This is a genomic window from Nocardioides sp. GCM10023255 (assembly GCF_042653125.1).
GTDB lineage: Bacteria > Actinomycetota > Actinomycetes > Propionibacteriales > Nocardioidaceae > Nocardioides.
On the sequence record NZ_JBHSHU010000005.1, the window covers coordinates 159,866 to 185,189 of the forward strand.

26 protein-coding genes are annotated in these 25,324 nt (G+C 72.7%); 18 read left to right on the forward strand and 8 right to left on the reverse strand.

Annotated features, from left to right (window positions below):
• Positions 1 to 19 precede the first annotated feature (19 nt).
• From ACFO9I_RS09830 to ACFO9I_RS09840, 3 genes are all read left to right on the forward strand, one after another.
• On the forward strand, positions 20 to 631 hold the full coding sequence (locus tag ACFO9I_RS09830; protein ID WP_379180268.1) for a hypothetical protein: 612 nt from the start codon (positions 20 to 22) through the stop codon (positions 629 to 631).
• Positions 632 to 667: 36 nt separating this feature from the next.
• Positions 668 to 1,393 (forward strand): sulfite exporter TauE/SafE family protein, encoded by a 726-nt coding sequence (locus ACFO9I_RS09835; RefSeq protein ID WP_379180270.1) that lies wholly within the window; start codon positions 668 to 670, stop codon positions 1,391 to 1,393.
• 135 nt (positions 1,394 to 1,528) lie between these two features.
• Positions 1,529 to 2,224: a phosphatase PAP2 family protein gene (locus ACFO9I_RS09840; RefSeq protein WP_379180272.1), complete on the forward strand. Its 696-nt coding sequence runs from the start codon at positions 1,529 to 1,531 to the stop codon at positions 2,222 to 2,224.
• An 18-nt stretch (positions 2,225 to 2,242) separates the two neighbouring features.
• Here ACFO9I_RS09840 and ACFO9I_RS09845 read toward each other — a convergent pair whose 3' ends face one another.
• A complete protein-coding gene (locus ACFO9I_RS09845) occupies positions 2,243 to 3,118 on the reverse strand; it encodes an NAD-dependent epimerase/dehydratase family protein (protein ID WP_379180274.1) in 876 nt (291 codons plus the stop codon).
• 179 nt (positions 3,119 to 3,297) lie between these two features.
• Here ACFO9I_RS09845 and ACFO9I_RS09850 point away from each other — a divergent pair, with 179 nt between their 5' ends.
• The 3 genes from ACFO9I_RS09850 to ACFO9I_RS09860 all read left to right on the forward strand — a co-directional run bounded on the left by ACFO9I_RS09850 (position 3,298) and on the right by ACFO9I_RS09860 (position 5,263).
• Entirely contained in the window at positions 3,298 to 4,194 is an 897-nt protein-coding gene (locus ACFO9I_RS09850; protein WP_379180276.1) for a LysR family transcriptional regulator, read from the forward strand.
• A gap of 89 nt (positions 4,195 to 4,283) precedes the next feature.
• Positions 4,284 to 4,583: a thiamine-binding protein gene (locus ACFO9I_RS09855; RefSeq protein ID WP_379180278.1), complete on the forward strand. Its 300-nt coding sequence runs from the start codon at positions 4,284 to 4,286 to the stop codon at positions 4,581 to 4,583.
• A 122-nt stretch (positions 4,584 to 4,705) separates the two neighbouring features.
• Positions 4,706 to 5,263 (forward strand): DUF3105 domain-containing protein, encoded by a 558-nt coding sequence (locus ACFO9I_RS09860; protein WP_379180280.1) that lies wholly within the window; start codon positions 4,706 to 4,708, stop codon positions 5,261 to 5,263.
• Positions 5,264 to 5,282: 19 nt separating this feature from the next.
• On the opposite strand, the gene ACFO9I_RS09865 is transcribed toward ACFO9I_RS09860, so the two are convergent.
• From ACFO9I_RS09865 to folE, 4 genes are read right to left on the reverse strand one after another with little or no spacing between them, the layout of a single operon-like run.
• Positions 5,283 to 6,065, reverse strand: a complete 783-nt coding sequence (locus tag ACFO9I_RS09865; RefSeq protein ID WP_379180282.1) for a class I SAM-dependent methyltransferase — start codon at positions 6,063 to 6,065, stop codon at positions 5,283 to 5,285.
• 46 nt (positions 6,066 to 6,111) lie between these two features.
• Positions 6,112 to 6,897 (reverse strand): GNAT family N-acetyltransferase, encoded by a 786-nt coding sequence (locus ACFO9I_RS09870; protein ID WP_379180284.1) that lies wholly within the window; start codon positions 6,895 to 6,897, stop codon positions 6,112 to 6,114.
• A 54-nt stretch (positions 6,898 to 6,951) separates the two neighbouring features.
• On the reverse strand, positions 6,952 to 8,160 hold the full coding sequence (locus ACFO9I_RS09875) for an NAD(P)/FAD-dependent oxidoreductase (protein ID WP_379180286.1): 1,209 nt from the start codon (positions 8,158 to 8,160) through the stop codon (positions 6,952 to 6,954).
• Entirely contained in the window at positions 8,157 to 8,801 is a 645-nt protein-coding gene (folE, locus tag ACFO9I_RS09880) for a GTP cyclohydrolase I (protein WP_379180288.1), read from the reverse strand. The genes ACFO9I_RS09875 and folE overlap by 4 nt, the downstream gene beginning before the upstream one ends.
• An 80-nt stretch (positions 8,802 to 8,881) precedes the next feature.
• Here folE and ACFO9I_RS09885 point away from each other — a divergent pair, with 80 nt between their 5' ends.
• The 3 genes from ACFO9I_RS09885 to ACFO9I_RS09895 are packed head-to-tail and all read left to right on the forward strand — an operon-like array spanning position 8,882 to position 10,610.
• Positions 8,882 to 9,547, forward strand: a complete 666-nt coding sequence (locus ACFO9I_RS09885) for a helix-turn-helix transcriptional regulator (protein ID WP_379180290.1) — start codon at positions 8,882 to 8,884, stop codon at positions 9,545 to 9,547.
• Between the two features lie 27 nt (positions 9,548 to 9,574).
• Positions 9,575 to 9,979, forward strand: coding sequence for a YjbQ family protein (locus ACFO9I_RS09890; protein WP_379180292.1), 405 nt, complete (start codon positions 9,575 to 9,577; stop codon positions 9,977 to 9,979).
• Positions 9,980 to 10,016: 37 nt separating this feature from the next.
• On the forward strand, positions 10,017 to 10,610 hold the full coding sequence (locus ACFO9I_RS09895; RefSeq protein ID WP_379180294.1) for a GNAT family N-acetyltransferase: 594 nt from the start codon (positions 10,017 to 10,019) through the stop codon (positions 10,608 to 10,610).
• Positions 10,611 to 10,927: 317 nt separating this feature from the next.
• Here ACFO9I_RS09895 and ACFO9I_RS09900 read toward each other — a convergent pair whose 3' ends face one another.
• Positions 10,928 to 12,310, reverse strand: coding sequence for an HNH endonuclease signature motif containing protein (locus ACFO9I_RS09900; protein WP_379180296.1), 1,383 nt, complete (start codon positions 12,308 to 12,310; stop codon positions 10,928 to 10,930).
• Between the two features lie 422 nt (positions 12,311 to 12,732).
• Between ACFO9I_RS09900 and ACFO9I_RS09905 the strand changes: the two genes are divergently transcribed.
• Both ACFO9I_RS09905 and ACFO9I_RS09910 read left to right on the forward strand, forming a co-directional pair.
• A complete protein-coding gene (locus ACFO9I_RS09905) occupies positions 12,733 to 13,248 on the forward strand; it encodes a glycine cleavage system protein R (protein ID WP_379180298.1) in 516 nt (171 codons plus the stop codon).
• 125 nt (positions 13,249 to 13,373) lie between these two features.
• Positions 13,374 to 13,748 (forward strand): cupin domain-containing protein, encoded by a 375-nt coding sequence (locus ACFO9I_RS09910; protein WP_379180300.1) that lies wholly within the window; start codon positions 13,374 to 13,376, stop codon positions 13,746 to 13,748.
• A gap of 6 nt (positions 13,749 to 13,754) precedes the next feature.
• On the opposite strand, the gene ACFO9I_RS09915 is transcribed toward ACFO9I_RS09910, so the two are convergent.
• Positions 13,755 to 15,086 (reverse strand): M20/M25/M40 family metallo-hydrolase, encoded by a 1,332-nt coding sequence (locus ACFO9I_RS09915; RefSeq protein ID WP_379180301.1) that lies wholly within the window; start codon positions 15,084 to 15,086, stop codon positions 13,755 to 13,757.
• Positions 15,083 to 17,215, reverse strand: a complete 2,133-nt coding sequence (locus tag ACFO9I_RS09920) for a prolyl oligopeptidase family serine peptidase (protein WP_379180303.1) — start codon at positions 17,213 to 17,215, stop codon at positions 15,083 to 15,085. Before ACFO9I_RS09920 ends, ACFO9I_RS09915 begins: the two co-directional genes overlap by 4 nt.
• 69 nt (positions 17,216 to 17,284) lie before the next feature.
• On the opposite strand from ACFO9I_RS09920, the gene ACFO9I_RS09925 reads away from it, so the two are divergent.
• The 7 genes from ACFO9I_RS09925 to solA are packed head-to-tail and all read left to right on the forward strand — an operon-like array spanning position 17,285 to position 25,308.
• Positions 17,285 to 19,087 carry an ABC transporter substrate-binding protein gene (locus ACFO9I_RS09925; RefSeq protein WP_379180305.1) on the forward strand — a complete coding sequence of 601 codons (1,803 nt, stop codon included), beginning with the start codon at positions 17,285 to 17,287 and terminating at the stop codon, positions 19,085 to 19,087.
• Complete coding sequence (locus tag ACFO9I_RS09930; protein ID WP_379180307.1) at positions 19,084 to 20,121, forward strand: ABC transporter permease; 1,038 nt, start codon at positions 19,084 to 19,086, stop codon at positions 20,119 to 20,121. The genes ACFO9I_RS09925 and ACFO9I_RS09930 overlap by 4 nt, the downstream gene beginning before the upstream one ends.
• Entirely contained in the window at positions 20,118 to 21,044 is a 927-nt protein-coding gene (locus ACFO9I_RS09935) for an ABC transporter permease (RefSeq protein WP_379180309.1), read from the forward strand. The genes ACFO9I_RS09930 and ACFO9I_RS09935 overlap by 4 nt, the downstream gene beginning before the upstream one ends.
• Complete coding sequence (locus ACFO9I_RS09940; RefSeq protein ID WP_379180311.1) at positions 21,044 to 22,012, forward strand: ABC transporter ATP-binding protein; 969 nt, start codon at positions 21,044 to 21,046, stop codon at positions 22,010 to 22,012. The genes ACFO9I_RS09935 and ACFO9I_RS09940 overlap by 1 nt, the downstream gene beginning before the upstream one ends.
• Positions 22,009 to 23,049 (forward strand): ABC transporter ATP-binding protein, encoded by a 1,041-nt coding sequence (locus ACFO9I_RS09945; RefSeq protein WP_379180313.1) that lies wholly within the window; start codon positions 22,009 to 22,011, stop codon positions 23,047 to 23,049. The genes ACFO9I_RS09940 and ACFO9I_RS09945 overlap by 4 nt, the downstream gene beginning before the upstream one ends.
• Positions 23,046 to 24,155, forward strand: coding sequence for an aromatic ring-hydroxylating oxygenase subunit alpha (locus tag ACFO9I_RS09950; protein ID WP_379180315.1), 1,110 nt, complete (start codon positions 23,046 to 23,048; stop codon positions 24,153 to 24,155). The genes ACFO9I_RS09945 and ACFO9I_RS09950 overlap by 4 nt, the downstream gene beginning before the upstream one ends.
• On the forward strand, positions 24,148 to 25,308 hold the full coding sequence (gene solA, locus ACFO9I_RS09955) for an N-methyl-L-tryptophan oxidase (RefSeq protein ID WP_379180317.1): 1,161 nt from the start codon (positions 24,148 to 24,150) through the stop codon (positions 25,306 to 25,308). Before ACFO9I_RS09950 ends, solA begins: the two co-directional genes overlap by 8 nt.
• The last annotated feature ends 16 nt before the right edge of the window (positions 25,309 to 25,324 follow it).

Sequence of the window (25,324 nt, forward strand, 5' to 3'; positions counted from 1 at the left end):
CGAGCGGATCGTTGGCTGCATGAGCAAACCCCACGCCTCCGTCCTCCGTCCTGCCGGTCTGGTGCTCGGCTCGGTCCTCGCCGTCGTGCTCACCGCACTCGTGGCCGCCGTGGTCTACGGGGTGACAGCGGAGTACGGCGCGGGTGCGTTCGGGTCGCTGGTCGTCCCGACGCTGCTGTGCCTGACCCCGGTGGCCGTCACGGTCGCCCTCTGGCGCACCACGGCGGGCCGGCGCCTCGCGGTCCTGGGGGTGGCCCTCGCCATCACCGCGGGCGTCATGGGCGGAGCCGCGTGGGCGGGCGAACGCGCGAACCGGCATCGTCTCGAGCACGAGAGCGCCTCCTTCTCCTGCGACGGGTTCGTCGACCCCCGGGTGGACCGCGCGTTCGCGCGGCTGCCGCGGCCTGCGCTCATCTACGGGCCCCTCGAGGCGAGCCACACCGGTTGCACCGCCGGGATCGCCGGTGGTCGGGAGTCGTACGACGCCTTCCGCGTCGCCCTGCTCGGGGCCGGATGGCACCTCGTGAGCAAGGGCTCCGACCGGACGGTGATGCGGCGCGGAGGGCTGCTGGCCACGCTCACCCTGGACGAGGGAGTGCAGCCGATGCTGCACATCGAGCTCGACCGGTGACAGGCAGGACCGACCACCCGTGCTAGGCATGACCTCGTGGACGGGGTCTCGTGGGACGTGGTGGCGCTGATCGGTGCCGTGACCTGTGTGGGAGCCTTCGTCCAGTCGGTCGTGGGGTTGGGCCTGGGGCTCCTGGTCGCGCCCGTGGTGGCCATGGTCGAGCCGAGCCTGGTGCCCGCCCTGCCCCTTTGGCTGGCGCTGCTGATCTCCGGGTCGATGCTGCTGGGGGAGCGACGGCACGTCGACTGGGGTGCCCTGGCGTGGGCGCTCCCGGCGCGGGTCCCGGGGACGGTGGTCGGTGCCTGGCTGGTGATCAGGTTCAGCGACCGCGCGATCGCGGTGGCCATCGGGGTGATGGTGCTGGTCGCGGTCGTGGTGACGCTGCGGACGGTGCACGTGCCCGTGAACCCGGCGTCGCTGTCCGTGGCCGGCGTGGTCGCGGGTGTCTCCGGCACCGCCACCTCGATCGGTGGCCCGCCGATCGCGCTGCTCTTCCAGCGCCGGGAGCCGGAGGTCGTGCGGTCGACGCTCTCGGTGTTCTTCTTCCTCGGCGTCGTCGTCAGCCTGGTCGGGCTGGCCTGGTCCGGGGCCCTCACGACCGCCTCGTGGCACCTCGGCCTGCTGCTCGCGCCACTGGTCGTGGTGGGTGCCCTGGTCGGCGCCGGAGTGCGGGACCGGCTGCCGCGAGACGGGTTCCGGGCCGGGGTGCTGGTGGTGTGCTCCGCCTCGGCCGTGGCGCTGCTGGTGCAGGCGCTGGTCTGAGCCGGCTCCTGTGGTGGGCGGTGCGCTGGCCACTGTTCGTGCGGGCGGAACGGTTGCTGGCTCACCGCCGGCCGTGTTGCGCGTCGCGTGGCGGGGCAGGCATGGAGCGCCTGCAGGATGGGCACACTCCCGAGCATGTCGACCCTCAAGCAACATGTCGGGCAGGACTCCCGTCGTACCTCCCGGAACCTGCCCGCCACCGCGGGTGTCCTGGTGGCCTCCTGGGCCGTCGTCCTCGGTGTCGTGGTCGGCTTCGGCTGGCTCATCACGAATCCGTTGAAGGGCGCCGTCAATCCGTGGGACAACGACGTGTCCCGGTGGTTCGCCGACCAGCGGACCGGGGCGCTCGATCCTTTCGGTGACATCGGCACGCTGTTCGGCGAGACGATCACCGGAGTGGGCGTGGCGATCCTCGCTGCGATCGGCTTCTCGCTGTGGCAGCGGTCCTGGCGACCGGCGCTCTTCTTCGCACTGGCCGAGGCGGGCATCGGCGGCTTCTACTTCGTCGCGACGCACGTCGACACCCGGCAGCGGCCGCCGGTCAAGATCCTCGACCCGGGCCTGGTGCCCGACCACAGCTTCCCGTCCGGGCACGTCGCGACGGCGGTGGTGGCGTACGGCGGCATCTTCGTCCTCACCGCGGTCTACGCCCGCGCCGCGCGCAAGGTGGTGGCCGTCGTCCTGCTGCTACCGCTGTTCGTGCTGCTGGCGCGGATGTACCAGGGCGCCCACCACCTCACCGACGTGCTGACCAGCGTGGTCTACGCGAGCGTCTGGCTGCTGGTGGTGGCCCGCCTGGTCCTCCCGGACGAAGGACCAGACGACGCCTGACCGAACGCGCCTCACCCGTCAGACGGCGGACACCGGGTCGACGAGGTAGGAGCCTTCGAGGAGATCCGCGACGGCGGGACGCCCGGTCGGTGTCCACCCCAGTCGCCGGGCCGCCGGGGAGACGACCTCCTGGTCGAGTGCGAGCGCCGCTGCGAACGCGGCGCCCAGCTCTCGAGCGGCGTCGGTCTCCGGCCACGCCTCGGCACCGCCGCTGCAGCCGGCAGCGACGTCCGCGGCGGCGGCGAGCTCCTTGACCGGGACCGCAGGCTCGGTGACCCCGTGCAGGACGGCTCCCGGCTCCGCCCGGTCGAGGGCGATCACGACGAGCTCGGCGAGGTCGTCGACGTGCACCATGGGCCAGCGGACCGTCGGGTCCCCGACGAAGCGGCCGGTGCCGGCGTCCTGTGCCCAGCCCACCATCATCGCCAGCAGGCCACCCCCGTGGCCGTGCACGATCCCCGGTCGGACGACGATGCCGCGCACACCCGCTGCTCCGAGCACGCGCTCCTCCAGGGCCGGACGGCCGGCCACCAGCTCGACGGGCCGCGGCGGCGTGGACTCCGTGGCGGTGCCGGACGTCTCCCCGAGGACCCACACACCGCTGAGGTAGAGGAGGGTTCGTCCGGCGAGCGACTCCGTCAGTACGTCGATCGCGGCGCGGTCGACGGCCCAGTCGCCCGTCGGCGTGGCCGCGTGGACCACCGCGTCGATGTCGGGGGTGACCGCGGCCCGCAGGGTGTCGGGCGCGCTCAGGTCGCCGACCCTGGTCTCGACTGACCGCGGTCCCGCGGGGGCGGTGCGGACCAGCGCCACTGGGCTGTGGCCGGCGGTGCGCAGACGTCGCACCACCCCGGCACCGATGTAGCCGGTGCCTCCGATGACCAGGACCTTCATGACATGACTCCCTTCGTGAGTGCCTCGCGGCGATGTGTGGTGGAGACGGCTGTGGCTCGGGCGCCTGACTGAGCGGGGTGGCTGCCGGGGTGCGAGCTCATGGATCCAGCGTCAGCGCAGTAGAAGAATCTGTCCAACGCATGCTTGTCACGTCATCGATCGCAGTACACGATGGATCGATGGACCTGCAGCAGCTGCGCTACGTCGTGGCCGTGGCCGAGCTCGGCAACTTCACACGGGCGGCCGAGCGCTGCTTCGTGGTGCAGTCCGCACTCAGCCATCAAGTGGCCAAGCTCGAGCAGGAGCTGGGTGCGCGGCTCTTCCACCGGACCAGCCGCATGGTGCGGCTCACCCCGGCAGGTGAGGCATTCCTCCCCTCGGCGCGTCAGTGCCTGTTGGCCGCTGACCGGGCGCGGGCCGAGGTGGCCGCGGCGACCGGTGAGGTGCGGGGGAGGCTGGCGGTCGGAGTGATCCCGACGGTCGCCGCCGTGGACGTCCCGTCCTCTCTCCGGTCCTTCCACACCCGGTATCCCGGCGTGCGGGTCGGCCTGACCACGGGGGCCAGCGACGCCCTGGTCCGCCGGGTCGCCGACGGTCGTCTCGACGTCGCGTTCCTCGGGCTGCCCGCGGACGCGGTCGTCGACGGGGTGCGCAGCCACGTGCTCGCCACCGACCACCACGTCGCCGTCCTGGCGCCTGGTCACCGCCTGGCCGCCGAGGGGCGCCTGACGCTTCCGCAGCTGGCGGGAGAGGTCTTCGTCGACTTCCCGGCCGGGACGTCCGCACGAGAACAGACCGACCGCGCCTTCGCGAGCCAGGGCCTGGTGCGCGAGGTGGCGTTCGAGGTGACCGACGTGCACCTGATGGCGGCACTGATCCGCGAGGGCCTCGGCGTCGGTCTGCTTCCCGCAGCGTTCGCACCCAGGCTGAGCGGCGTCGACACGGTCGTGGTGAGCGACGCGCCGGCCCGCGCGGAGCACGTGGTCTTCTCCCGCCTCGACCCCACTCCGCCGGCGGCTGCGTTCCTGGAGCTGCTCGGGCTCGGGAACCTGCTCGCCCGGCGGGCAGCGAGATGACCGCTCCTCGGGGCGGCTGTCTCCGGTGGCAGGCCGTGGGCTGCTCACCCGTTGGGAGCCGTGCGGGGTCGCTGACTACGGTTGGGCCCATGATCGTGGCCTTCAGCATCTCCCCGACCACCGGCGACGAGACCGGCGGCGTCTCCGAGGCGGTCGCAGCCGCCGTCCGAGTCGTCCGCGAGTCCGGGCTGCCGCACGAGACGAACGCCATGTTCACCAACATCGAGGGTGAGTGGGACGAGGTGATGGCGGTGGTGAAGCGCGCCGTCGACGTCGTCGCCGCGGTCTCGCCCCGCGTCGGACTGGTGCTCAAGGCCGACATCCGGCCGGGCTTCGAGGGGCAGCTCACCGCGAAGGTCGAGCGGGTCGAGCGGCTCCTGGAGGACTGATGGCGCAGCCCGCGCCGCCGCCGTACGGCCCACCGCCGGGCGCGCCCCCGCCTCCGCCCTGCCCGCCGGGCCCGCCCCCGTCCGGCCCACCCGCTCCGCCGACGCGGAGCAAGGTTCCCGTCGTGGTCGCCCTGGTCGCGGCCTTCGCCGTGCTGACGCTCGCGGTGGCCGTCCCGGTGGCGGTGCAACAGCTCCGCGGCCGTGACGAGCCGGAGGTCGAGGCCAACCTCGACGCCGTGCAGGAGTACGCCGACCTGCGGCGCGACCACACCCGCGACGACATCGACTACGAGCAGGTGCCGCCCGTGGGCGGGATGCACGACCCCGAGTGGCTCGACTGCGGCGCCTACGACTCGCCGGTGCGCGAGGAGAACGCCGTGCACGACCTCGAGCACGGCACGGTGTGGATCACCTACGAGCCCGGGCTCGACGGTGACGAGGTCGAGACGCTTGCCGCAGCGTTGCCCGACAACGGCATCCTCACGCCGTACGACGACCTGCCCGCGCCCGTGGTCGTCACCGTGTGGGGCGCGCAGCTGCGGCTGACGGGGGCCGACGACCCGCGCCTGCCGCTGTTCATCGAGGCGTACGGCGACGGGCACACCGCACCCGAGCCGTTCGCGTCCTGCGCCGGTGGGACCCGCGATCCCGACGGGGGAGAGGGCGGCACGAAGGTCTGACCCGGCTCCTGGCCCCCCGTCACGGCTTCCGGGCCACCCAGAGCTCCTCGGCCGGCCACCTGCTCGCCCACGCGGCCGACACGATCTCGTAGAAGCGGTGGTCGCCGCTGTCGGGCGGCGCGAAGATCTCGTGCATCGCCTCGACCTCGAGCCCCGCCGCGCGCAGCAACCGCACCCAGTCCCCGTGGGAGGGATGGAACTCGACGCCGCCTCCGGGCCAGTGGATGCGGTAGGCCTCGCGCTGGCCGCGCAGCAACCGCTCCTCCGCGACCCCCTCCTCCGCGGGGACGCACAGGGCCGACAGGTGGCTGTTGGTCAGGAACGCCAGACGCCCGCCCGGTCGCAGCAGTCGGGCCGCCTCCGGCAGCCAGCGCTCGGGGTCGCACCAGGCCGCGGCGCCGTGCTCGCTGACCACGAGGTCGAAACGGGCGCCCGCCAGCGGGACCCGCTCGGCGTCCGCCTGCAGCAAGGGGAACGTCAGCCCGACGCGGCGCTGCTGCCCGCGCGCGGTCGCCAGCTGCTCGCCGGAGAGGTCCACCGCCACCGTGGTGGCGCCGGCCCGGGCGAGCCAGGCGGAGAAGTAGGCGGTCCCGCAGGCGAGCTCCACCACGTCGAGACCGCGCACGTCGCCGAGGACGTCGAGGCTCGTCTCCGGCACCGCGAAGAGCCCCCACACCACCTCGCGCCGGTCCCACATCTCCGCCGCCGCGGCGTCGGTGAAGCGCTGGTTCACGACCGCCCACAGCGCCCTGTTCAGGGCGATCTCGGAAGACCTGTCCTCCGGGCCTCCGGCGTCGGTCACCTGCTCATGCTAGGGCGCGGGCACCCGTCCGGTCAGGCGGCGGAGCTCAGGGGTCCGGCGTGCGCATCGCCTGCAGCTGGGTCTCGGTGTCGTCGAAGCCAAGGGCGCGGTAGACCCGGATGGCGAGGTAGTCGGGGTCGGCGACCATCACCAGGGTGTGGGCCCCCATCCGGTCGAGGGCGTGCCGGCCGGTCGCGTGGACGAGCGTGCCGCACAGCCCCTGGCCGCGGGCGCGGTGGTGGGTCTTGACCTCCTGGTAGCGCGCCAGTCCGTCCGCAGCGGTGAACACGCCCATCGACGAGGCCAGCCAGCCGTCGAGGAACGCGCCGAACCACACGCCGTGACCGGCCTCGGTGTTGCGGCGCTGCGCGGCTGCCCGCCGGGTCGCGAACTGCTCCGTCATGTGCTCGTCCTCGCCGGCCATCGTCAGCGAGACCTGCTGGGTCCAGTCAGCGTCACCCTCCAGCGGGCGGATGGTGGCTGTCGGGTGGCGGTGCGGCGGTTGGAGGACGTCGTGGGCGGTCATCACGCTCGCGGCCTCGGTCGAGAAGCCGAGGTCGGCGAACGCGGCGAGGTCATCGGTGGTGCCCGTGGTGCCGTCCACCCCGAAGCTGCGGTGCCGGGCCTCGGGGAGCTCGCGCTCGAACACGTCGAGCCAGTGCCCGGCGGAGCCCGGCTCGGGCGGCGACGCCAGCAGCACGAAGTTGCCCCAGTAGAAGGACGGGTTGTCGGGGGTCCGCACGACCAGGTGGGTGCCGCGGTCCTCGACGCCGCTGCCGCCGAGCTGCAGCAGCGCGAGGTCGGTCCGGAATCCGAGGGAGCGCACGTCCATGCGCACGTTCTACACGCCGACCGGCCCGCACGGGGCCGGTCGGACGACTTTGCGTCAGAGGTCGGACAGCCTTGTGCCCCCGTCGGCGAGCCGGTCCGGGTCGACCTGGCTGCCGACCAGGCGGCGTACGTCGTCGATGGCGTCCCAGTCGTTGGCCTGCATGCCCGCCAGGACCGTGCTGCCCGAGAGCCACCAGGCCGTGAACACGCGACCCTCGACGTCGCCACGCAGCACCACCCGGTCGTAGGCCTCTGGGGTCGCGTGCCCGACGTACTCCATCCCGAAGTCGTACTGGTCGGTGAAGAAGTACGGCATCGCATCGGCGTCGGCCGACCCGCCCATCAGGTTGGCGGCCGCGACCTTGCCGTGCTGGATCGCGGTGTCCCAGTGCTCCACGCGCAGCGAGCGGCCGAGCACCGGGTGGTCGGCGTTGGCCACGTCGCCGGCCGCGAAGACGTCGGCGTGGGAGGTGCGCAGGTGCCGGTCGGTGCGGATGCCGTTCTCCACGACCAGGCCGGCGCTCTCGGCGAGCTCGGTGTTCGGCTGGACGCCCACCCCGACGAGCAGGTGGTCGAAGGTGGCCGTGCTGCCGTCCGCGAGCCGCACCTGCACCTCGGCACCGTTGCCCTTGATCTCCTCGATCTGCGCGCCGGTGCGCAGGTCGACGCCGTGCTCGCGGTGCAGCTCGGCCATCACACCGGCCACCTCGGGGCCCAGCACCCGCAGCAGGGGCAGCTCGAGCGACTCCAGCACCGTGACCTCGGCTCCCGAGGTGCGCGCCGCGGCCGCGGCCTCCAGGCCGATCCAGCCGCCCCCGACCACGCCCAGTCGGAACCCGTCGCCGAACCGGGCGCGCAGCGTCGTCGCGTCCTCCATGGTGCGCAGGTAGCCCACCGAGCCGCCGCTCTGGTCGGCGGGTGCCAGCCGCCGGGGACGCGCGCCGGTCGCGAGGAGCAGCCGGTCGTAGGGGATCGACTCACCCGCGGCGCGCACGCGGTGTCCGTCGAGGTCGAGGCTCTCGACGTGGGTGGCGGTGCGCAGGTCCACTGCGTGGTCGGCGTACCAGGACTCGGCGTGGAGGACGGCCGAGTCGGCCTCCTTCTCCCCGAGCAGCACCGACTTCGACAGCGGCGGGCGCTCGTAGGGCGGATGTGCCTCGTCGGCGACGAGGGTGATCTCGCCGTCGAAGCCACGCTCACGCAGCTCGGTCACGGCGGTGCCGGCGGCCAGCCCGCCGCCCACGACCACGATCCGGTCCGTCATCGGGTGCCTCCTCGGGTCAGTGCCAGGAACTCGGCGCGGCTGGACGGGTCGTCGCGCAGGGCGCCTCGCAGCGTCGAGGTCACCGTACGCGCGCCCTGGGCACGCGCACCCCGCAGCGACATGCACGAGTGCTCGGCCTCGATCACCACGCCCACGCCGACAGGGGAGAGTCGCTCGAGCAGGTGGTCGGCGACCTGGGTGGTCAGCCGCTCCTGCGTCTGGGCCCTGCGGGCGAAGAACTCCACGAGGCGCGCGAGCTTCGACAGCCCGAGGATCCGGTCGTCGGGCAGGTAGCCGACGTGCGCGACGCCGACGAACGGGAGCAGGTGGTGCTCGCACAGGGAGCGGACCGGGATGTCCTGGACGAGCACCAGCTCGTCGTAGCCGGCGCTGTTCTCGAAGGTGGTCAGGTCGAACTCGGGCACGGTGAGCATCTCGGCGTACGCCGTGACCAGCCGTCGCGGCGTCTCCACCATGTCAGCGCTCCCGACCGGCAGGCCGAGCGCGGTGAGCATCGCGGTGGCAGCCGCCTCGGCTGCCTCGAGGTCCACCTTCGGCGCCACCTGAGCCACCCGTTGGCGCCATCGGGAACGGTCGACGGTGTCGGCGGTGCGGGCCGCGGACGGTGCCATGTGGGTCATGCCGGTTGCCCCTGCCTTCTAAAAGCGAATAAACTGCACGTTAGAGAGCGGTGCAGGCAGCGTCAAGACCCGGAGGCGGCATGAGCGACGAGATCGAGGCGATCGCGGCCCTGGCGGACCCGGTGCGGCGACGGCTCTACGACCTGGTGGTGGAGCGGCGCGGCGGGGTGAGCCGCGAGGACGCCGCCGCGGGCGCGGGCGTCGCGAGCCACTCGGCGCGATTCCACCTCGACCGGCTCGTCGCGGAGGGGCTGCTGGACGTCGAGTACCGCCGGCTCACCGGGCGCAGCGGCCCCGGCGCGGGGCGCCCCGCCAAGCTCTACCGGCGAGCCGCGCGTGAGGTCGCGGTCTCCCTGCCGCGCCGCAACTACGACCTGGTCGGCTCGATCCTGGCCGCCGCCGCGGAGCGCAGCCTCGGGGGAGAGCCGATGGCCGAGGCACTGGAGCACGAGGCGCGGTCCCACGGGCACGCGGTCGGTGCGGCGTACGACGGCGCCGAGGCCGACGAGCTCGACCGCACGGCGGACGCCCTGGCAGTAGAAGGGTTCGAGCCGTCGGTGTGCGGCGTCGAGCTGTGCCTGCGCAACTGCCCCTTCGACGCCCTGGCCCGCGCACACACCGAGCTGGTGTGCGGGGTCAACCTCGGCTTCGTCGGCGGGGTCGTCGAGGGCCTCGGCTGCCGGGAGGTCGAGGCCCGGCTGGACCCGGGTGAGGACCGCTGCTGCGTGGTGGTCGCAGCGGGCTGAGCGTGTCGGGCGTGGCACGATCGGCCCGTGGACTCCGAGACTCGCAGCTATCGCACGGGCGGCCGGGAGACGGTGCTCGACATCACCGCCGACTGCGCCGGCTTCGCCGACGGTCGCGGCGACGGGCTGCTGCACGTGTTCGTGCCGCACGCCACCGCCGGGATCGCGATCATCGAGACCGGCGCGGGCAGCGACGACGACCTGCTCTCCGCGCTCGACGACCTGCTCCCCGCCGACGACCGCTGGCGCCACCGGCACGGCAGCCCCGGCCACGGTCGCTCGCACGTGATGCCGGCGCTCGTGCCGCCGTACGCCACCATCCCGGTGCTGGGCGGGCGTCTGGCCCTCGGCACCTGGCAGAGCGTCTGCCTGGTCGACCTCAACGTCGACAACACCGAGCGCGAGGTGCGGCTCAGCTTCCTCGCCGGCTAGCCCGACTCCGCTTCCGACCGAAGGTGTGCGCCCCGACGTGAACCAGTCCCGCCCCGACGCAGTGTCCGTCCGTGCCGCCCGCCCGGGCGACCGGGATGCCGTCCTGTCCCTCGTCGCCTCGGCGTTCGGCACCGACGAGGGCCCGCGCGTCGCCCGGCTGGTGTCCGCGCTGGAGGACTCCGGCAAGGTGCGCGCTGGCCTCGTCGCAGAGCTCGACGGGCAGGTGGTGGGGCACGTCCAGCTCAACCACTCCTGGGTGGACGCGCGCGAGGCTCTGGTCGACGTGCTGGTGCTGAGCCCACTCTCGGTCGACCCGGCGCACCAGCGCAACGGAATCGGCACCGTCCTCGTCGAGGCGGCGGTCTCGGCTGCTGAGGACCTCGGTTGCCCGGCGCTGTTCCTGGAGGGCTCGCCCTCCTACTACGGCGCTCGCGGCTTCGTGCGAGGCAGCGCGCACGGCTTCACCCGCCCGTCGCCGCGCATTCCGGATCCGGCGTTCCAGGTCGTGGTGCTGCCCCTGCACGAGCCGTGGATGACGGGGCCGCTCGTGTACTGCGAGCCGTTCTGGGCGTACGACTGCGTGGGGCTTCGGGATCCGGAGCTGGGTGAGGTCGAAGCACTTCTCGGGTGACTGGTCGGTTTCTCGGCTGTTGCCTCGCGCCGGCGGTGGCCCTTCCGGCGGTGGCCGGGCTTCTCATCCGGCTGTGGCTCGGTGCTGGCTGGTGCGTGCCCTCCGCCGCGGACCGTGCGCCGTCGCTTGCTTCGCTACGGCGCCGCACGCCCCTGCTTCGGTTCGGGGTCCGCTGGCGGCGCCTTCGCTCGCCTTTACGCTCCTCGCGCGCGGCCCGCCGCTGCGGGCCCGCTCGGCCCGCCTTCCTCGTCCTTCGCCCTGCTCTGCTGATGGGTGTTGTCGATTCCTGGCCGTGCCCGGCTCTCGAGGCGTCTCCCTCACTCGCGTCTGGGCCTGCTTCGGATCCACTGATCGGGCGGGTGGTCCGGTCTGGGCGGTGGCAGGAACTCGGGTCGGCCGTCGCTCCTGCGGATCCGGACCTGCCAGGGGGTGTGGTGGAGGACGCGGTGGTGGTGGCCGCACAGCAGGACCAGGTTGGTCAGGCTGGTGTGGCCGCCGTCGGCCCAGGGGGTGATGTGGTGGGCGTGGCCCATGACCGGGGGTCGGGTGCAGCCGGGAAAGGCGCAGTGCCGGTCTCGGCAGACCAGGGCCCGCCAGAGGGCGGGGGTGACGAGGCGGTGCGCTCTGCCGACGTCGAGGACCTCGCCCTTGGTGCCGAGGGCGATGGGGATGAGGTCGGCGTCGCAGGCCAGGCGTCGGACCACGGCGGGGGTGAGCTGAAGTCCCTCGTCGGTCACCCCGCCGACGGTCGTCGATCCCGGGTGTGATCCATCGGCGCCGAGGGTGGCCCAGTCGATCTGACCCCGGAGGGTGTCGAGGCTGACCGTGACCGTGATCTGGGGGGTGGCGCCGTGGCAGTCGGGTGGCAGGTCGGTGGTCAGGGCGTGCCGGCAGGTGTCGACCAGCGCGTCCCACAGCCGGGCGCCGTGATCCCTGGGGTCCTTGGCCTCCAAACAGCCCGAGTCCTCATCCCCGTCGGCACCAAGGGCGGCGCGTGCGGGCTCGGGTTTGGTGAGGGGGAGGAGGGCGGCCTTGATGACGGCGGCGTCCTCGACGGTGCCCCGGCCGCGGAGCCGGATGCCGCCGGCGCCGTCCTCGGTGATCGCGAGGTAGCGGTGGTGGTGCGCGGCGCGGTCCTCCCGGTCGAGGGCCTGCTCGAGCTTGCGTTCGGCCCGTTCGGGGTCGACCACGGCGGCGAGGTGCTGTCCGGCGCGGGTGAGGTCGGTGGCGTTCAGCCGGCCTGCCTCGGTCAGCAGGGCGGCCTCGCCCTCCGCGCGGACCGCCGGGTCGAGCGGCAGCCTGTCGACGGCGGTCACGATCACCGCCGCCTGCTCCGGCGAGATCGCGCCACGCGACAGGGCAGCGTGGGTGGTCGCGTAGTCGGTCAGCAGGGCGGCGGCCTGGCGGACGGTGCGGTGCCCCTCGGCGCGGTGCAGGCCGGCGAGGTGGGTGAACCACTCCGCGGTCGAGCCCCACGCCAGCTCGGTCCTGGCGGCCCCGCGGGCGTCGATCTCGGCCAGCGCGGGCGCCTGGAGGGCGGCGACCTGGCAGCGGACCTGCTCCAGCGCGACGACCACGTCGACCAGTTCGTCGCTGGTCTTGGCCGCCCAGAGCACCTCGCCCAGCCGGGCCAGCAGCGCACCCGCGGCGACGGCCACCCCGGCGGGGGTGGTCGTGGGGTCGGTGGGCTGCTGCTCCATGTCCCGACCCAACCAGAGGGCACCGACAGTCCCGGGCTCCTGAGCTGTGGATATCTCGTCTGGCGAGATGATTTTCGAAGAAAATTTCGAGACTCTCGATGGCTCCGACGGCGGTCGGCGGCGGGGTCTGCGCGAGTTGGCGTCGATTGGTCAGAGACCGCATCGAAATCGCCGAAAGTGATGCGGTTGGGGACCAAACCGCAACCGAAAGCCGGGAGCCGGCGCCGACCCCAGCGGACGCCGCCCGTAGCCAGCCATCACCGCAACCGGAAGCAGCCGGAGAGCCGGGAGCGAGCCGGAGCCCGAACCCGACGCCAGCCGTCAATCGTCCCGGGTCGAAGCCGACCGCCGGCCGAGAACCGAAGCCGAAACCACCCCACAGGCACGAGACGCCGCAGCCCAGCCTCCCCTAGCCTGCGGGAATGGCCACCTTCATCCTCACGGTCATCGGCGATGACCGCCCGGGTCTCGTGTCGGAGCTCTCGGCGCCGATCAGCGCGCACGGCGGCAGCTGGGAGCGCAGCGAGATGGCGCGCCTGGCGGGCAAGTTCGCGGGCATCGTGGTGGTGTCGGTCGCCGACGAGCGCGGCGAGGACCTGGTCGCCGACCTCACGGCCCTCGGGGAGCAGGGCCTGCAGGTCACCGTTCGGCGCACCGACGAGCCGCTCGAGCGGGACTCGGTGCGGCTGCAGCTCGAGCTGCTCGGGGCCGACCGTCCCGGCATCGTCGCGGAGATCTCGGCCTCGCTGGCCGCCCAGCACGTCAGCATCGAAGAGCTCAGCACCGACGTACGTGACGCGCCGATGGCCGGGGGCAGGCTGTTCGAGGCCACCGCCGTCCTCGCGGCGCCGTCGACGGCCAGCACGGATGTGCTGCGCTCGATGCTCGAAAGCCTCGCCGACGAGCTCATGGTGGAGATCAACCTCTCCGACGACTGACCGGCGGACGCCGTGCGACCAGGCAGGGCCGGGTGACCCTTGTCGGCCACCGGGCGCGGGCGCACGCTGACGGGTAGTCCGCCTCTCGGGACCCGACAGCACGCGGGGGAGAGATGGAGAAAGCGATGTCCAGGGCATCGAAGGCAACGGCCGCCGAGAGCATCGAGGTCGAGGGCTACGAAGGTCACTTCCAGAACATGGACGACGGTTTCACGGTCGCCTTCGAGAAGTACACCGCCGACGTCGACCTGTCGCCGTTCTTCAAGGGACTGCCGGACGACCGGTGCCAGTGTGCGCACTGGGGCTACGTCGTCACGGGACGGTTGACGTTCCACACCAGCCGAGGTGACGAGTCGTTCGAGGCCGGCGACGCCTACTACGTGGGCCCGGGACACACCCCGGTGCTCTTCGCGGGCACCGAGGTGGTCGAGTTCAGCCCCACCGACGAGCTCGCACGCACGATGGGGGTGGTCAGCCAGAACATGGCGTCGACCGTGTGACGGGGCTCAGCCCAGCACCCGCCGCGCCAGGTCCACGTGGAAGCCGACCGCCAGCAGCAGGTCGTCGATGTGCACCCGCTCGTCGGCATTGTGGAAGCCGGCCGCCAGGACCTCGGCCGAGGTGGCACGGAACGGGCTGAAGCCGTACGCCGTGGTGGTGCCGGCCGCGCGCAGGTAGACCGAGTCGGTGAAGCCGGTGCTCAGCATCGGCACCGGCTCGGCGTCGTCGCCGCTCGCGGCCAGCACCGAGGCGATCGCCGCCCACAGGTCGGAGTCCGGGGGAGAGGCGCTGCCGGCGATGAGCTCCTCGGGCCACTCCAGCTCGTAGCGCAGGTCGGACCCGAGCCGGGCGCGGACGGCGGCCTCGACGTCCGCTTCGGTGGTGCCGGGCAGGATCCGGCAGTCCAGCTCCACCGCCGCCCGGGCCGGCATCACGTTGCGCTTGCTCGACCCCACCAGCAGCGTGGGCGCCATGGTGGTGCCCGCCAGTGCGGGCAGCGCGTGCGCCAGCACGGGGTGCAGCGCGGCCGCCCGGGCGATCGCGTCGTCGAGGTCGGTGACCGGCTCGCCGAGCAGTTGCTCCAGCGTGCGCTCGACGAGGTCCGACCGAACCCGCACGGGCATGCCGCGGCCGACCCGCCGCAGCAGCTCGCCGAGGAGGGGGACGGCGTTGTCGCCGACGTCGGGTGTGGACGCGTGGCCGGCCTCGCCGACCGCGACGACCCGCACCGGGTAGGTGCCCTTCTCGCCGATGCCGATCGTCTGCACGGTGCGCCGGTCGGGCAGCGGGAGCCGCTCGCCGCCGCCCTCGTTGATCGCGAGGTCGGGACGGATGTCCGGGCGGGACTCGAGCAGCCACCGCATCCCGACGTCGGCGGTGCCGTCCTCCTCGTCGGCCACGGCCAGCAGCCACAGGTCGCCGCGCGGCCGGAAGCCCGAGCGCGCCAGCTCGGCCATCGCCACCGCGCGTGCCGCGACCTCGTTCTTCATGTCGATCGCCCCGCGCCCCCACAGCCAGCCGCCCTCGTCGACGACGGCGGCGAACGGCGGGTGGGTCCAGTCGCGCGGGTCGGCCGGCACCACGTCGGTGTGGCCGACGAACGCCAGCGACGGGGCCTCGCCGGTGCCCGGGATCCGCGCGACCAGGTTGGCCCGGTCGGGCTCGCGCGCGACCAGCTCGCAGTCCACACCGGCCCCCGCCAGGTAGTCGCGCAGGTACGCCGCGGCCGCGGTCTCGTTGCCCGGCTTGCGGCCGAGCGCGGCCTCCGGCGCGTTGCTGGTGTCGAGCCTGATCAGCTGTCGGGCGACCTCGACGACCTCCTCGTGCAGCGGGTTCACGACGCCACCCCCAGACGGTCGAGCACCCAGGCCAGCACCTCGGCCTCGTAGGCCAGGTGGCCGAACCGCCCCGACGGCCCGGCGTGGGACCCGGCGCCGAGCTCGCAGCGGAACACGCAGCGCGGCGACCAGTCGGGGTCGGAGGCCCGGAGCGCGGCGACCCACTTGGCCGGCTCGTGGACCATCACCCGGGGGTCGTGGACGGCGCCGGTGACCAGCAGGTCGGGCCGTCCACCCGCCGCGGGGATGTTGTCGTACGGCGAGTAGGCGAGCATCCAGTCGAAGTCCGCGCGCCGGCGCGGGTCGCCCCATTCGTCCCACTCGTTGACGGTCAGCGGGATCGAGGCGTCGAGCATGGAGCTGAGGAGGTCGACGGCGGGCACCTCGGCCACCACGGCTCGCCACCGTCCGGGACGCTGGCTCAGCACGGCCCCCTGGAGCAGCCCGCCGGCGCTGAGGCCGCGGGTCGCCAGGCGGGTCCCGTCGACGATGCCGGCGGCCAGCCCGTCCGCCACGGCGAGGTGGTCGGTGAAGGTGTTCTGCTTGTGCTCGAGGCGCCCGTCGAGCCACCAGCGCCGACCGCCCTCACCACCACCCCGCACGTGGGCATGGGCGTAGACGACGCCCCGGTCCAGCAGGCTCGGGAGAGCCGGGTCCCACTCGGGCTCGAAGGTGGACTCGTAGGCCCCGTAGCCGTACAGCAGCGCGGGTGCCGTGCCGTCGAGCGGGGTGTCCCGGCGGCGGACCACCGTCGCGGGCACCGAGACGCCGTCCGGCGCGGGGAACCACAGCCGCTCCGTCACGTAGGCCGACGGGTCGTGGCCCGGTGCGTCCTGCCGGTGGACGTCGCGCTGGGCGCCGGTGACCAGGTCGACCGTCGACCACACCGGCGGCTCGACGTGCGCCTCGTCGACCACCGTGACCGACGAGACGGCGTACGCCGTGTTGCGCGCCAGGCGCAGCGAACCGCCGGCGAAGCGGCTGCGCAGCACCGTCCCCGGGCCGGCCGGGTCCCGAAGCGGGACGATGCGGAGCCGGTGCTCGAACCCGGCCCGGTGGCTCATCACCAGGTGACCGTCGAAGGCGTCCACCCGCTCGAGGCGCTCGGCGGGGTCCTCGGGCCGGACCGCCTCCCAGGAGTCGTGGTCCTGGTCCTGCGCGCGCGGCACCGGGCAGGCCACCAGCCGGAACTCGACCGCGTCGTCGTTGGTCACCAGCAGCAGCCGGTCCGTCGCGGCGACGTGCTCGGCGCGGTAGACGACGCCCGCGCGCCGGCCGCCGACGGAGCGGGCTGGGGAATCGGGCTCCCGCGCGTCGATCGCCCACGTCTCCCCGGTGTCGCGGCTCTCGGCGAGCACCAGGATCACCTCGCCGCTGCGGCTGGCCCGCAGGGTCAGCTCGAACCGCTCGTCGGGCTCGGAGAGGACCAGCACGTCGTCGGCGACGGGCGTCCCGATCCGGTGCCGCCATACCTGGTGGGGCCGGTAGGCCCGATCGTGGACGGTGTAGAAGAACCACGTGGAGTCGGCGCTCCAGGCGCCCCCGTAGTAGGTGCGCGGGACCACCTCGGCCAGGTCCTCGCCGGTGCGCAGGTCCCGGAAGCGCAGTCCGAACACCTCCTCGCCGGTGGTGTCGACGGAGTAGGCGAGGAGGTCCTCGTCGGGACTGACGAGAGTCACCCCGAGGTCGAGGTAGCCGCTGCCCTCGGCGAGCGACTCGACGTCGAGCACAACCTCCGTGCCTACCGCAGATGTGCGATATCCGTAGCCAGACGCGCCCACGAGAGACGAAATCTGTTTCAAATCGGTTTCATTACCGTGGATTTCCCTGACCAACTGACTGTAGTCACTTCCCGCGACGTGCCGGGTGTAGTAGGAAAACCTCGAACGCCGCCACCTCGGGGAGACGTCGGCGTCAGGAACTCGGGACACCATCTCGGCCCGCAGGGTGGAGACCAGGGAGTGCAGATGCGCACACGCAGAGTCGTAGAAGGTCCGTTCGGCAGCAAGGTGCGCCAGCAGCTCCGGCGACGTGCGGCTCATCCACGCGTAGGGGTCCGGTCGGCTCACCCCGTGCTCGCGGTGCTCGAACGGCTCGGTGGGCGCCACGGGCGGCGTGATCGGGCTCACGGGTCGCAACGTACTCCAGCGCGTGTCCTCGGCGCGGGCGCGTTGCTGCTGGCGTGCCTCATCCCCGGCATGGCGATCGGGGGCGGCGCGGCGGCTCCGGCGGCCGCGGCCGACAAGACGACCTTCACGCTCGGGATCCTCAGCGAGGTCGACTCGTTCAACCCCTTCCTGGGTGTCCAGGCGGAGGCCTACGAGGCGTGGGCGCTGAACTACGACTTCCTCATCGGCTACTCGATGAAGGACATCTCGCCCGAGCCCGAGCTGGCCACGAAGTGGTCCCACTCCGACGACGGCCTGACCTGGACCCTCACCATCCGCGAGGGCGTGAAGTGGTCCGACGGCCAGCCCCTGACGGCGAAGGACGTCGCGTTCACGCTGAGCCGCATCATCGACGGCGGTCCCGAGGCGGTCAACTACGGCACCTACCTCAAGGGCGCCACCTCGGCCACCGCGCCGGACGACACCCACGTGGTGCTCAAGCTGGACAAGCCGATCGCCTCGCTCCCGCTCCTCCCGATCCCGATCGTGCCCGAGCACATCTGGAAGAACGTCAGCGAGGACGACGTCAAGAGCTACCCGGCCGAGCCGCAGGACGGCCAGCCGGTCGTCGGCTCGGGGCCCTTCTCGCTCGTCGAGGGCACCGCCGGCGGCTCGACGTACCGCTTCGAGAGGAACCCCCACTACTGGGGCCCGAAACCCCACATCGACGAGGTCGTGATGCGGGTCTACAAGAGCTCGGACCCGATGGTCCAGGCGCTGATCAAGGGCGAGATCGACTTCGCCGAGGACGTCTCCCCCCTGCAGGTCAAGTCGCTCGAGGGGAAGCCGGGGATCACCGCCCACTTCGGCAACGGGGTCTACTTCGACGAGATCGCGTTCAACACCGGCGCCGCCGACCCCGAGACCGGCCAGCCGAAGGGGGACGGCAACCCGGCGCTGAAGGACCCCAAGTTCCGGCACGCGCTCGGCTACGCGCTGGACAACCAGCTGATCGCGGACAAGGTCTACCAGGGCGCCGCGGAGCCCGGACAGACGATCATCCCGCCCTCCTACTCGGAGTGGAGGTGGCAACCGAGCGGGGACCAGGAGTTCACCTTCGACCTGGACAAGGCCGGTCAGCTGCTCGACGAGGCGGGGTACAAGAAGGGGTCGGACGGGCTGCGGACGATGCCGGACGGGTCGCCGCTGGGAACCCTGCGCCTCGCGGCGCGCAGTGACGCGGCCTCGGACACGTCGGTCAACACCATGGACTACTTCAAGGAGTGGCTCGACGAGCTCGGCATCAAGGCCGAGGTGGTCCCGTACACATCAGGTCGGCTCACCGAGGTGATCCTCGACGGCAACTTCGACGCCTTCGAGTGGGGCTGGTACGTCGAGGCCGACCCCGATGGAGTCCTCAGCTACTTCACCTGCGACGAGCGCGGCGGCCTGTCCGACTCGTGGTACTGCAACAAGAAGTACGACCGGATGTACGAGCAGCAGCACCACGAGATGGACCACGCCACACGGGTGGCCCTCGTGCAGAAGATGCAGGAGATGGTCTTCGAGGAGTCGCCCTACCTGGTCACCGTCTACCCCACGACCGGCGAGGCGGTGCGCAGCGACCGGTTCGCGTGCTTCCAGCCCCAGCCCGACCCGGGTGGTGTCTGGCTGATCCAGTACGGCGGGCACAACTACACGGCGATGCGCCCGGCTGATCAGGCCGGGGACTGCGACGGGGTGACGAGCGCCATCGGGGCGACAGCGGCCGCGGAGGACAGCGGCGGCAGCTCGACGTTCTGGCTGGTCACGGGCGGGGTGGCCGTCGTCCTGGTCGCCGCAGCAGGTGTCGTGCTCGTGCGTCGCCGCGCGACGGTCGGCGAGCGCGAATGAGCCTCGCCGCCGCCACCGAGAGCAGCGTCCTCCCGCAGCCGCGTGCCCGGCACCATGGGTACGGCAGGTACGTCCTGACCAAGGTCCTCGGTGCGGTGGGCAGCCTCGCGTTCATGCTGGTCGTGAACTTCTTCCTCTTCCGCGTGATCCCGGGCGACCCGGCGCGCACGCTGGGCCGCGGCCGCTTCACGAACAAGGAGCAGATCGCGGAGTTCAACAGGACCTACGGGCTGGACGAGTCGATGCCCCGACAGTTCCTGACCTACCTCACGAACCTGGCGCACGGTGAGCTGGGGATCTCCCTGAAGTACCGGGCTCCTGTCTCGGAGCTGATCATCGACCGGATGTGGCCGACCATCCTGCTGGTCGGTACCTCCACCATCCTGGCCACGCTGATCGGCGTCTGGCTGGGCATCAGGGGCGCGTGGAAGCGCGGCGGCGCGTTCGACAAGACCTCCACGGGCACGTCGCTGACGCTCTACTCGATGCCCGAGTGGTGGCTCGGGCTGCTGCTGATCGCGGTCTTCGCGGTCGGATGGGGGCCGATCCCCGGGATCTTCCCGACCGGCGGGCTGCACTCCACGGACGCCGACCCGGGCACTCTCTCGGGCGTGCTGGACACCGCGTGGCACCTGACGCTGCCGGTCATCACGCTCACGCTCGCGTACCTGGCCGACTACTCCCTGATCATGCGCAGCTCGATGCTCGACGAGCTCGGCGAGGACTACCTCACGACCGCCCGGGCCAAGGGGCTGCGCGACATCGTCGTGCGCAACCGGCACGCCGTCCCCAACGCGCTGCTGCCCACCACGACCGTCATCGCGCTGAGCATGGGCTACATCGTGGCCGGGGCGATCACCGTCGAGACCGTCTTCTCGATCCCCGGCCTCGGTCTCCTGGGCGTCGACGCGCTCGAGGTCCCCGACCTCTGGCTGCTGCAGGGCGTCTTCCTGGTCGCGTCCGCGGGCGTCATCCTGGCGAACCTGGCTGCGAACCTGCTCTACGGCGTCCTCGATCCGCGGGTGCGCACGTGAGTGCCGACGCGGTGCCGGAGCAGCCGGCCGCCCACCTCTCCGCACGACAGCTGGCCCGGCGCCGGCGGCGGGTCAGCCTCGCCCGGGGCTGGGCGCTCTTCCGCCGCAAGCGGTCCGGCGTGGCGGGGCTCGTGATCCTGGCGGTCTTCGTCGGCCTCGCGATCGCCGCGCCGCTGCTGGCCTCGTCCGAGGGGCTCGAGGTGACCAAGGCGACGGGCGGGGTGCTCGAACCGCCGTCCTCGGAGTACTGGCTCGGAACCGACGACCAGGGTCGGTCGGTGCTCACCCTGCTGCTGTGGGGCGCTCGGATCTCGCTCCTCGTGGGCCTGGCCGCGACCCTGATCTCGATGGTCATCGGGACGCTGGTGGGGCTGACCTCGGGATACTTCGGCGGCTTCGCCGGAGGAGCCCTGTTCCGGGTGACCGAGTGGTTCCTCGCGATCCCGTTCCTGCCGTTGGCGATCGTCCTCGCGACCGTGCTCGGCCGCTCGCTGCTCAACATCGTGCTGGTCATCGGCATCACCTCCTGGCCGAGCACAGCCCTTCTGATCCGCGCCCAGACCCTGTCGATCAAGGAGCGGCCCTACATCGAGCGGGCCCAGGTCCTGGGGGCCGGCCGCTGGCACCAGATGAGCAAGCACGTGCTGCCGAACGTGATGCCGATGGTCTTCGCGAACACCACGCTCACGGTGGCGATCGCGATCCTGACCGAGACGACGCTGAGCTTCCTCGGCCTCGGCGACCCGACCCGGGTCTCCTGGGGGTCGATGCTCGACGACGCATTCTCGGTCGGCGCCATCACCACCGGCGCCTGGTGGTTCATCGTCCCGCCGGGCGTGTGCGTGGTGCTGGTCGTGCTCGCGTTCACGCTGATCGGCCAGGCCCTCGAGGAAGTCCTCAACCCCCGGCTGAAGGGACGCTGATGTCGGACCTGCTGCGGATGCGCGACGTGTCGGTCACCTACCGCACCGAGGGCGGCGACGTGCCCGCCGTGCGCGACGTGGACCTCTCGCTCGACCGCGGCGAGATCGTGGGGCTCGCGGGGGAGTCGGGCTGCGGCAAGTCGACGCTGGCCAGCACGATCCTGCGCCTCCAACCGCCCAGCGCCCGGGTGACCGGCGAGGTGCTGTTCGAGGGCGAGGACGTGCTGACCATGAGCTGGGGAGGACTCCGTGCCCTGCGCTGGGCGGGCGCGTCGATGGTCTTCCAGGGCGCGCTGCACTCGCTCAACCCGGTCCGCCGGGTCGGCGACCAGATCGCCGAGCCGATCACGCTGCACACCCCCGAGACCGGGGACAAGCAGGTCAGGGCGCGCGTCGGCGAGCTCCTCGAGCAGGTCGGCATGCCGGCATCGCGGGCACGTGCCTACCCCCACCAGCTCTCCGGCGGACAGCGGCAACGGGTGATGATCGCGATGGCGCTGGCGTGCAACCCGCGCCTGATCGTGGCCGACGAGCCGACCACGGCACTCGACGTGATGGTCCAGGCGCAGGTGCTCGACGTGCTCTCGGGCCTCGTGCACGAGCTGGGCGTCGGCATGCTGATGATCAGCCACGACCTGTCGGTGCTGGCCGACCTGTGCGACCGGATCGTGGTGATGTACGGCGGCCGCGTCGTCGAGGAGGGGCCCTCGAAGCTGGTGTTCGGCGAGGCGCTGCACCCGTACGCCGGCGCGCTTTCCGCGGCGTTTCCCCGCGTCGGTGACCCTGCGGCCCGGTTCGCCCCGTCCGGCCTCCCCGGGGACCCGCCGGACCCGGCCGCCCTGCCACCCGGCTGCTCGTTCGCCCCGCGTTGCCCGCGGGCGATCCAGGAGTGCACGCACGTCGTGCCCGAGCTGAGGTCCTTCGGCGACGACCGGCGCGCCGCCTGCATCCGGGTGGAGGAGCGATGAGCGACTGCCTGCTCGAGGCGCGGCAGGTCAGCGTCGAGTTCCTCACCCGCGGCGGCCAGATCGCGCGCGCCCTCGACGGCGTCGACCTGCGGGTGGGCGCCGGCGAGATCGTCGCGCTCGTGGGGGAGTCGGGCTCCGGCAAGACCACGGTCGCCCGCACGATGCTCGGCCTGGAGCGGCCGGTCTCCGGGGAGGTGCTCCTCGACGGTCGTCCGCTGGAGTACTCCGGCCGCCGGCTGCGCGCGCTGCGCCGCCGGGTGCAGATGGTGCTCCAGGACCCGGCCGGTGCGCTCAACCCGCGCCAGACCGTCTACGAGTCCGTCGCCGAGGGCCTGCGCCTGCACGGGCTGGTCGACGCCGACCCCGAGCGCCGCACCGAGACCGAGCTGGTGGCCGCGGCGATGTCGGCCGCGGGCCTGCGACCACCCGAGCGGCTCTTCCTGCGCTACCCCCACGAGCTGTCGGGCGGGCAGCGCCAGCGCGTGCTCATCGCGGGGGCGCTGGGCCTGTCCCCGGAGCTGCTGATCGCCGACGAGCCCGTGTCCAGCCTGGACGCGTCGATCCGCGGCGAGATCCTCGCGCTGCTGCTCCGGCTGCGCGACGAGCTGGGTCTCGGCGTGCTCGTGGTGACCCACGACCTCGGGCTGGCGTGGAACATCGCGGACCGGATCGCGGTGATGTACCTCGGCCGCGTCGTCGAGGCGGGCCCCACCGAGGAGGTCCTGCAGGCGCCCCAGCACCCCTACACCCAGGCCCTGCTGTCGGTGGTGCCGGAGATCGAGCAGCTGCGCCCGGTCGTGCTCACCGGCGAGATCCCGGACCCGACCCGGATCCCGGAGGGCTGCCGCTTCCACCCGCGCTGCCCGGCGCTCGCCGACGGCACCGCCACCGCGGAGGGCGTCGAGGACAAGTGCCGCACCGAGCCGCTCGGGATCCTGCCGGCCGACCCCCGGGGCCACCACGTCGCCTGCCACCTCGCGGCGCTGCGCTCCTCCGGCGGCCCGAGGACGCCCGGCGGCAGCCGGAGCACCGTGTGAGTCCGCTCCAGGCCGCCCTGCCCCGGGGGATGTACGTCGATCCGGCGGCCTGGCTGCGCGAGCGGGACCGGGTGCTGCACGGCGAGTGGTTCTGCGTCGGGCGCACCAGGGACCTCGGGCTGGCCGAGGCCGGCCGGGTGGCGGTCGTCGACGTGGCGGGTGAGTCGGTGCTGGTCACGCGCGACGAGGAGGGGGCCCTGCACGCGGCGTACAACGTCTGTCGCCACCGCGGCTCACAGCTGGTCCCGGCCGCGCCCGGCGCCCCGCCCGCCTGCGCCGCGGTGGGCGCGCTGCGCTGCCCCTACCACTCGTGGACCTACTCGCTGGCCGGCGAGCTGCTCCGCTCACCGCACGCCGACGACGTCGACCCGGCGGACTTCTCGCTGCACCCGGTGGGCGTCGAGGAGTGGGAGGGCTTCGTGCTCGTGCACCTCACGCCGTCCGCGGCCGCGCCGGTCGGGGACGTGCTGGCCAAGGCCTCGGTCAACCTGCGCAACTACGCGATGGGCGACCTCGTGACCGGGCTGACCCTGACCTACGAGGTGGCCGCCAACTACAAGGTCGTCGCCGAGAACTACAACGAGTGCTACCACTGCGGGCCGGTGCACCCCGAGCTCACGCGGCTGGTGCCGGCGTTCGGCAGCGGCGGTGCCGGGCTCGCGTGGGAGGACGGCATCCCGCACCGCGAGGGCGCGTGGACGTTCACGATGACCGGCACCACGGACCGGTCGCCGCTGCCCGGGCTCTCCGAGGCCGAGCGCACCCGCCACAAGGGCGAGCTGATCCACCCGAACCTGATGCTCTCCTGCTCCGCCGACCACGTCGCGGCGTTCGTGCTGCTCCCGCAGGACGTGGCCCGCACCCGCATCGACTGCCACCTGCTCTTCGCGCGCGAGGCCGTCGAGGACCCGGCGTTCGACCCGTCTGACGCCGCGGACCTGTGGGACCTCGTGAACCGCCAGGACTGGGCGATCTGCGAGTCGGTGCAGCGCGGCATGTCCTCGCGCGCCTACACCCACGGCTGGTTCGCGCCGATGGAGGACGACAGTGCCGACATCCGGCGCTGGCTGCTGCCCCGCCTGGATCCGGGGCGCCACGATGGGTGAGACCTTCGACCACGTCGTGGTCGGCCTCGGCGCGCTGGGCAGCGCGACGGCCCACCAGCTCGCGCGGCGGGGCCACAGCGTCCTCGGCCTGGAGCGCTTCGCGCTCGGCCACGACCGCGGGGCGAGCCACGACACGAGCCGGATCCTGCGGCACAGCTACCACACCGAGGAGTACGTGCGGCTCACGCACGAGGCGTACGACGACTGGTCCCGGCTGGAGCGGGACAGCGCCGAGCGGCTGGTCACCGTCGTCGGCGGCCTCGACCTCTTCCCACCCGACCCCGCCATCCCGATGGTCGACTACGTCGACAGCCTGGCCGCCGCCGGTGTCCCCTTCGAGCTGCTCGACGTCAGCGGCGTCGCCGAGCGCTGGCCGCAGTTCTCGTTGCCCGCCGGCACCGTCGGGCTGTTCCAGGAGCGGGCGGCGATCGTGCCGGCGGGTCGGGGCACGCGGGTGATGCAGCAGCAGGCGGTCCGGCACGGCGCCGTGCTGCGTGACCGGTCACGGGTCGAGGAGGTCCGCGACCTCGGCCCCGCCGGGATCGAGGTGACGGCCGGAGGTGCGACGTACCGCTGCCGCAGCCTCGTGATCTGCGCCGACGCGTGGACCAACGACGCGCTGGCGGGGCTCGGCCACCGGGTGCCGCTGACGGTCACGCTCGAGCAGGTGACCTACTTCGCCCCGCAGCGGCCGGTGCTGTTCGACCCCGGGCGGCTACCGCTGTGGATCTGGATGGACGAGCCGTCGTTCTACGGCTTCCCCTGCTACGGCGACGCGACGGTCAAGGCCGCCCAGGACTGCGGCGGGCCGCCGGTCGACCCCGACGCCCGCGGCTCCGAGGTCGACGAGGAGATGCTGACCCTGCTGTCCGACCACGTGCACCGGATCCTGCCCGGCGCCGGCCGGCCGGTGCGCTCCCTGCGCTGCCAGTACACCCTCACCCCGGACCGGGACTTCGTGCTGGACCGGGTGCCCGGGCACCCGGCCGTGGTCGTGGGCCTGGGGGCCGCGCACGGCTTCAAGTTCGCGCCGACCTTCGGGCGGCTGCTCGCCGACCTGGCGACGGGGGAGAGGGACGTCGTGTCGACGACCTTCGCGCTGGACCGGCCGGCGCTCACGGACCCCGACTACGCGGCACACTGGTTGGTGTGAGGCCCGGACACGAGGA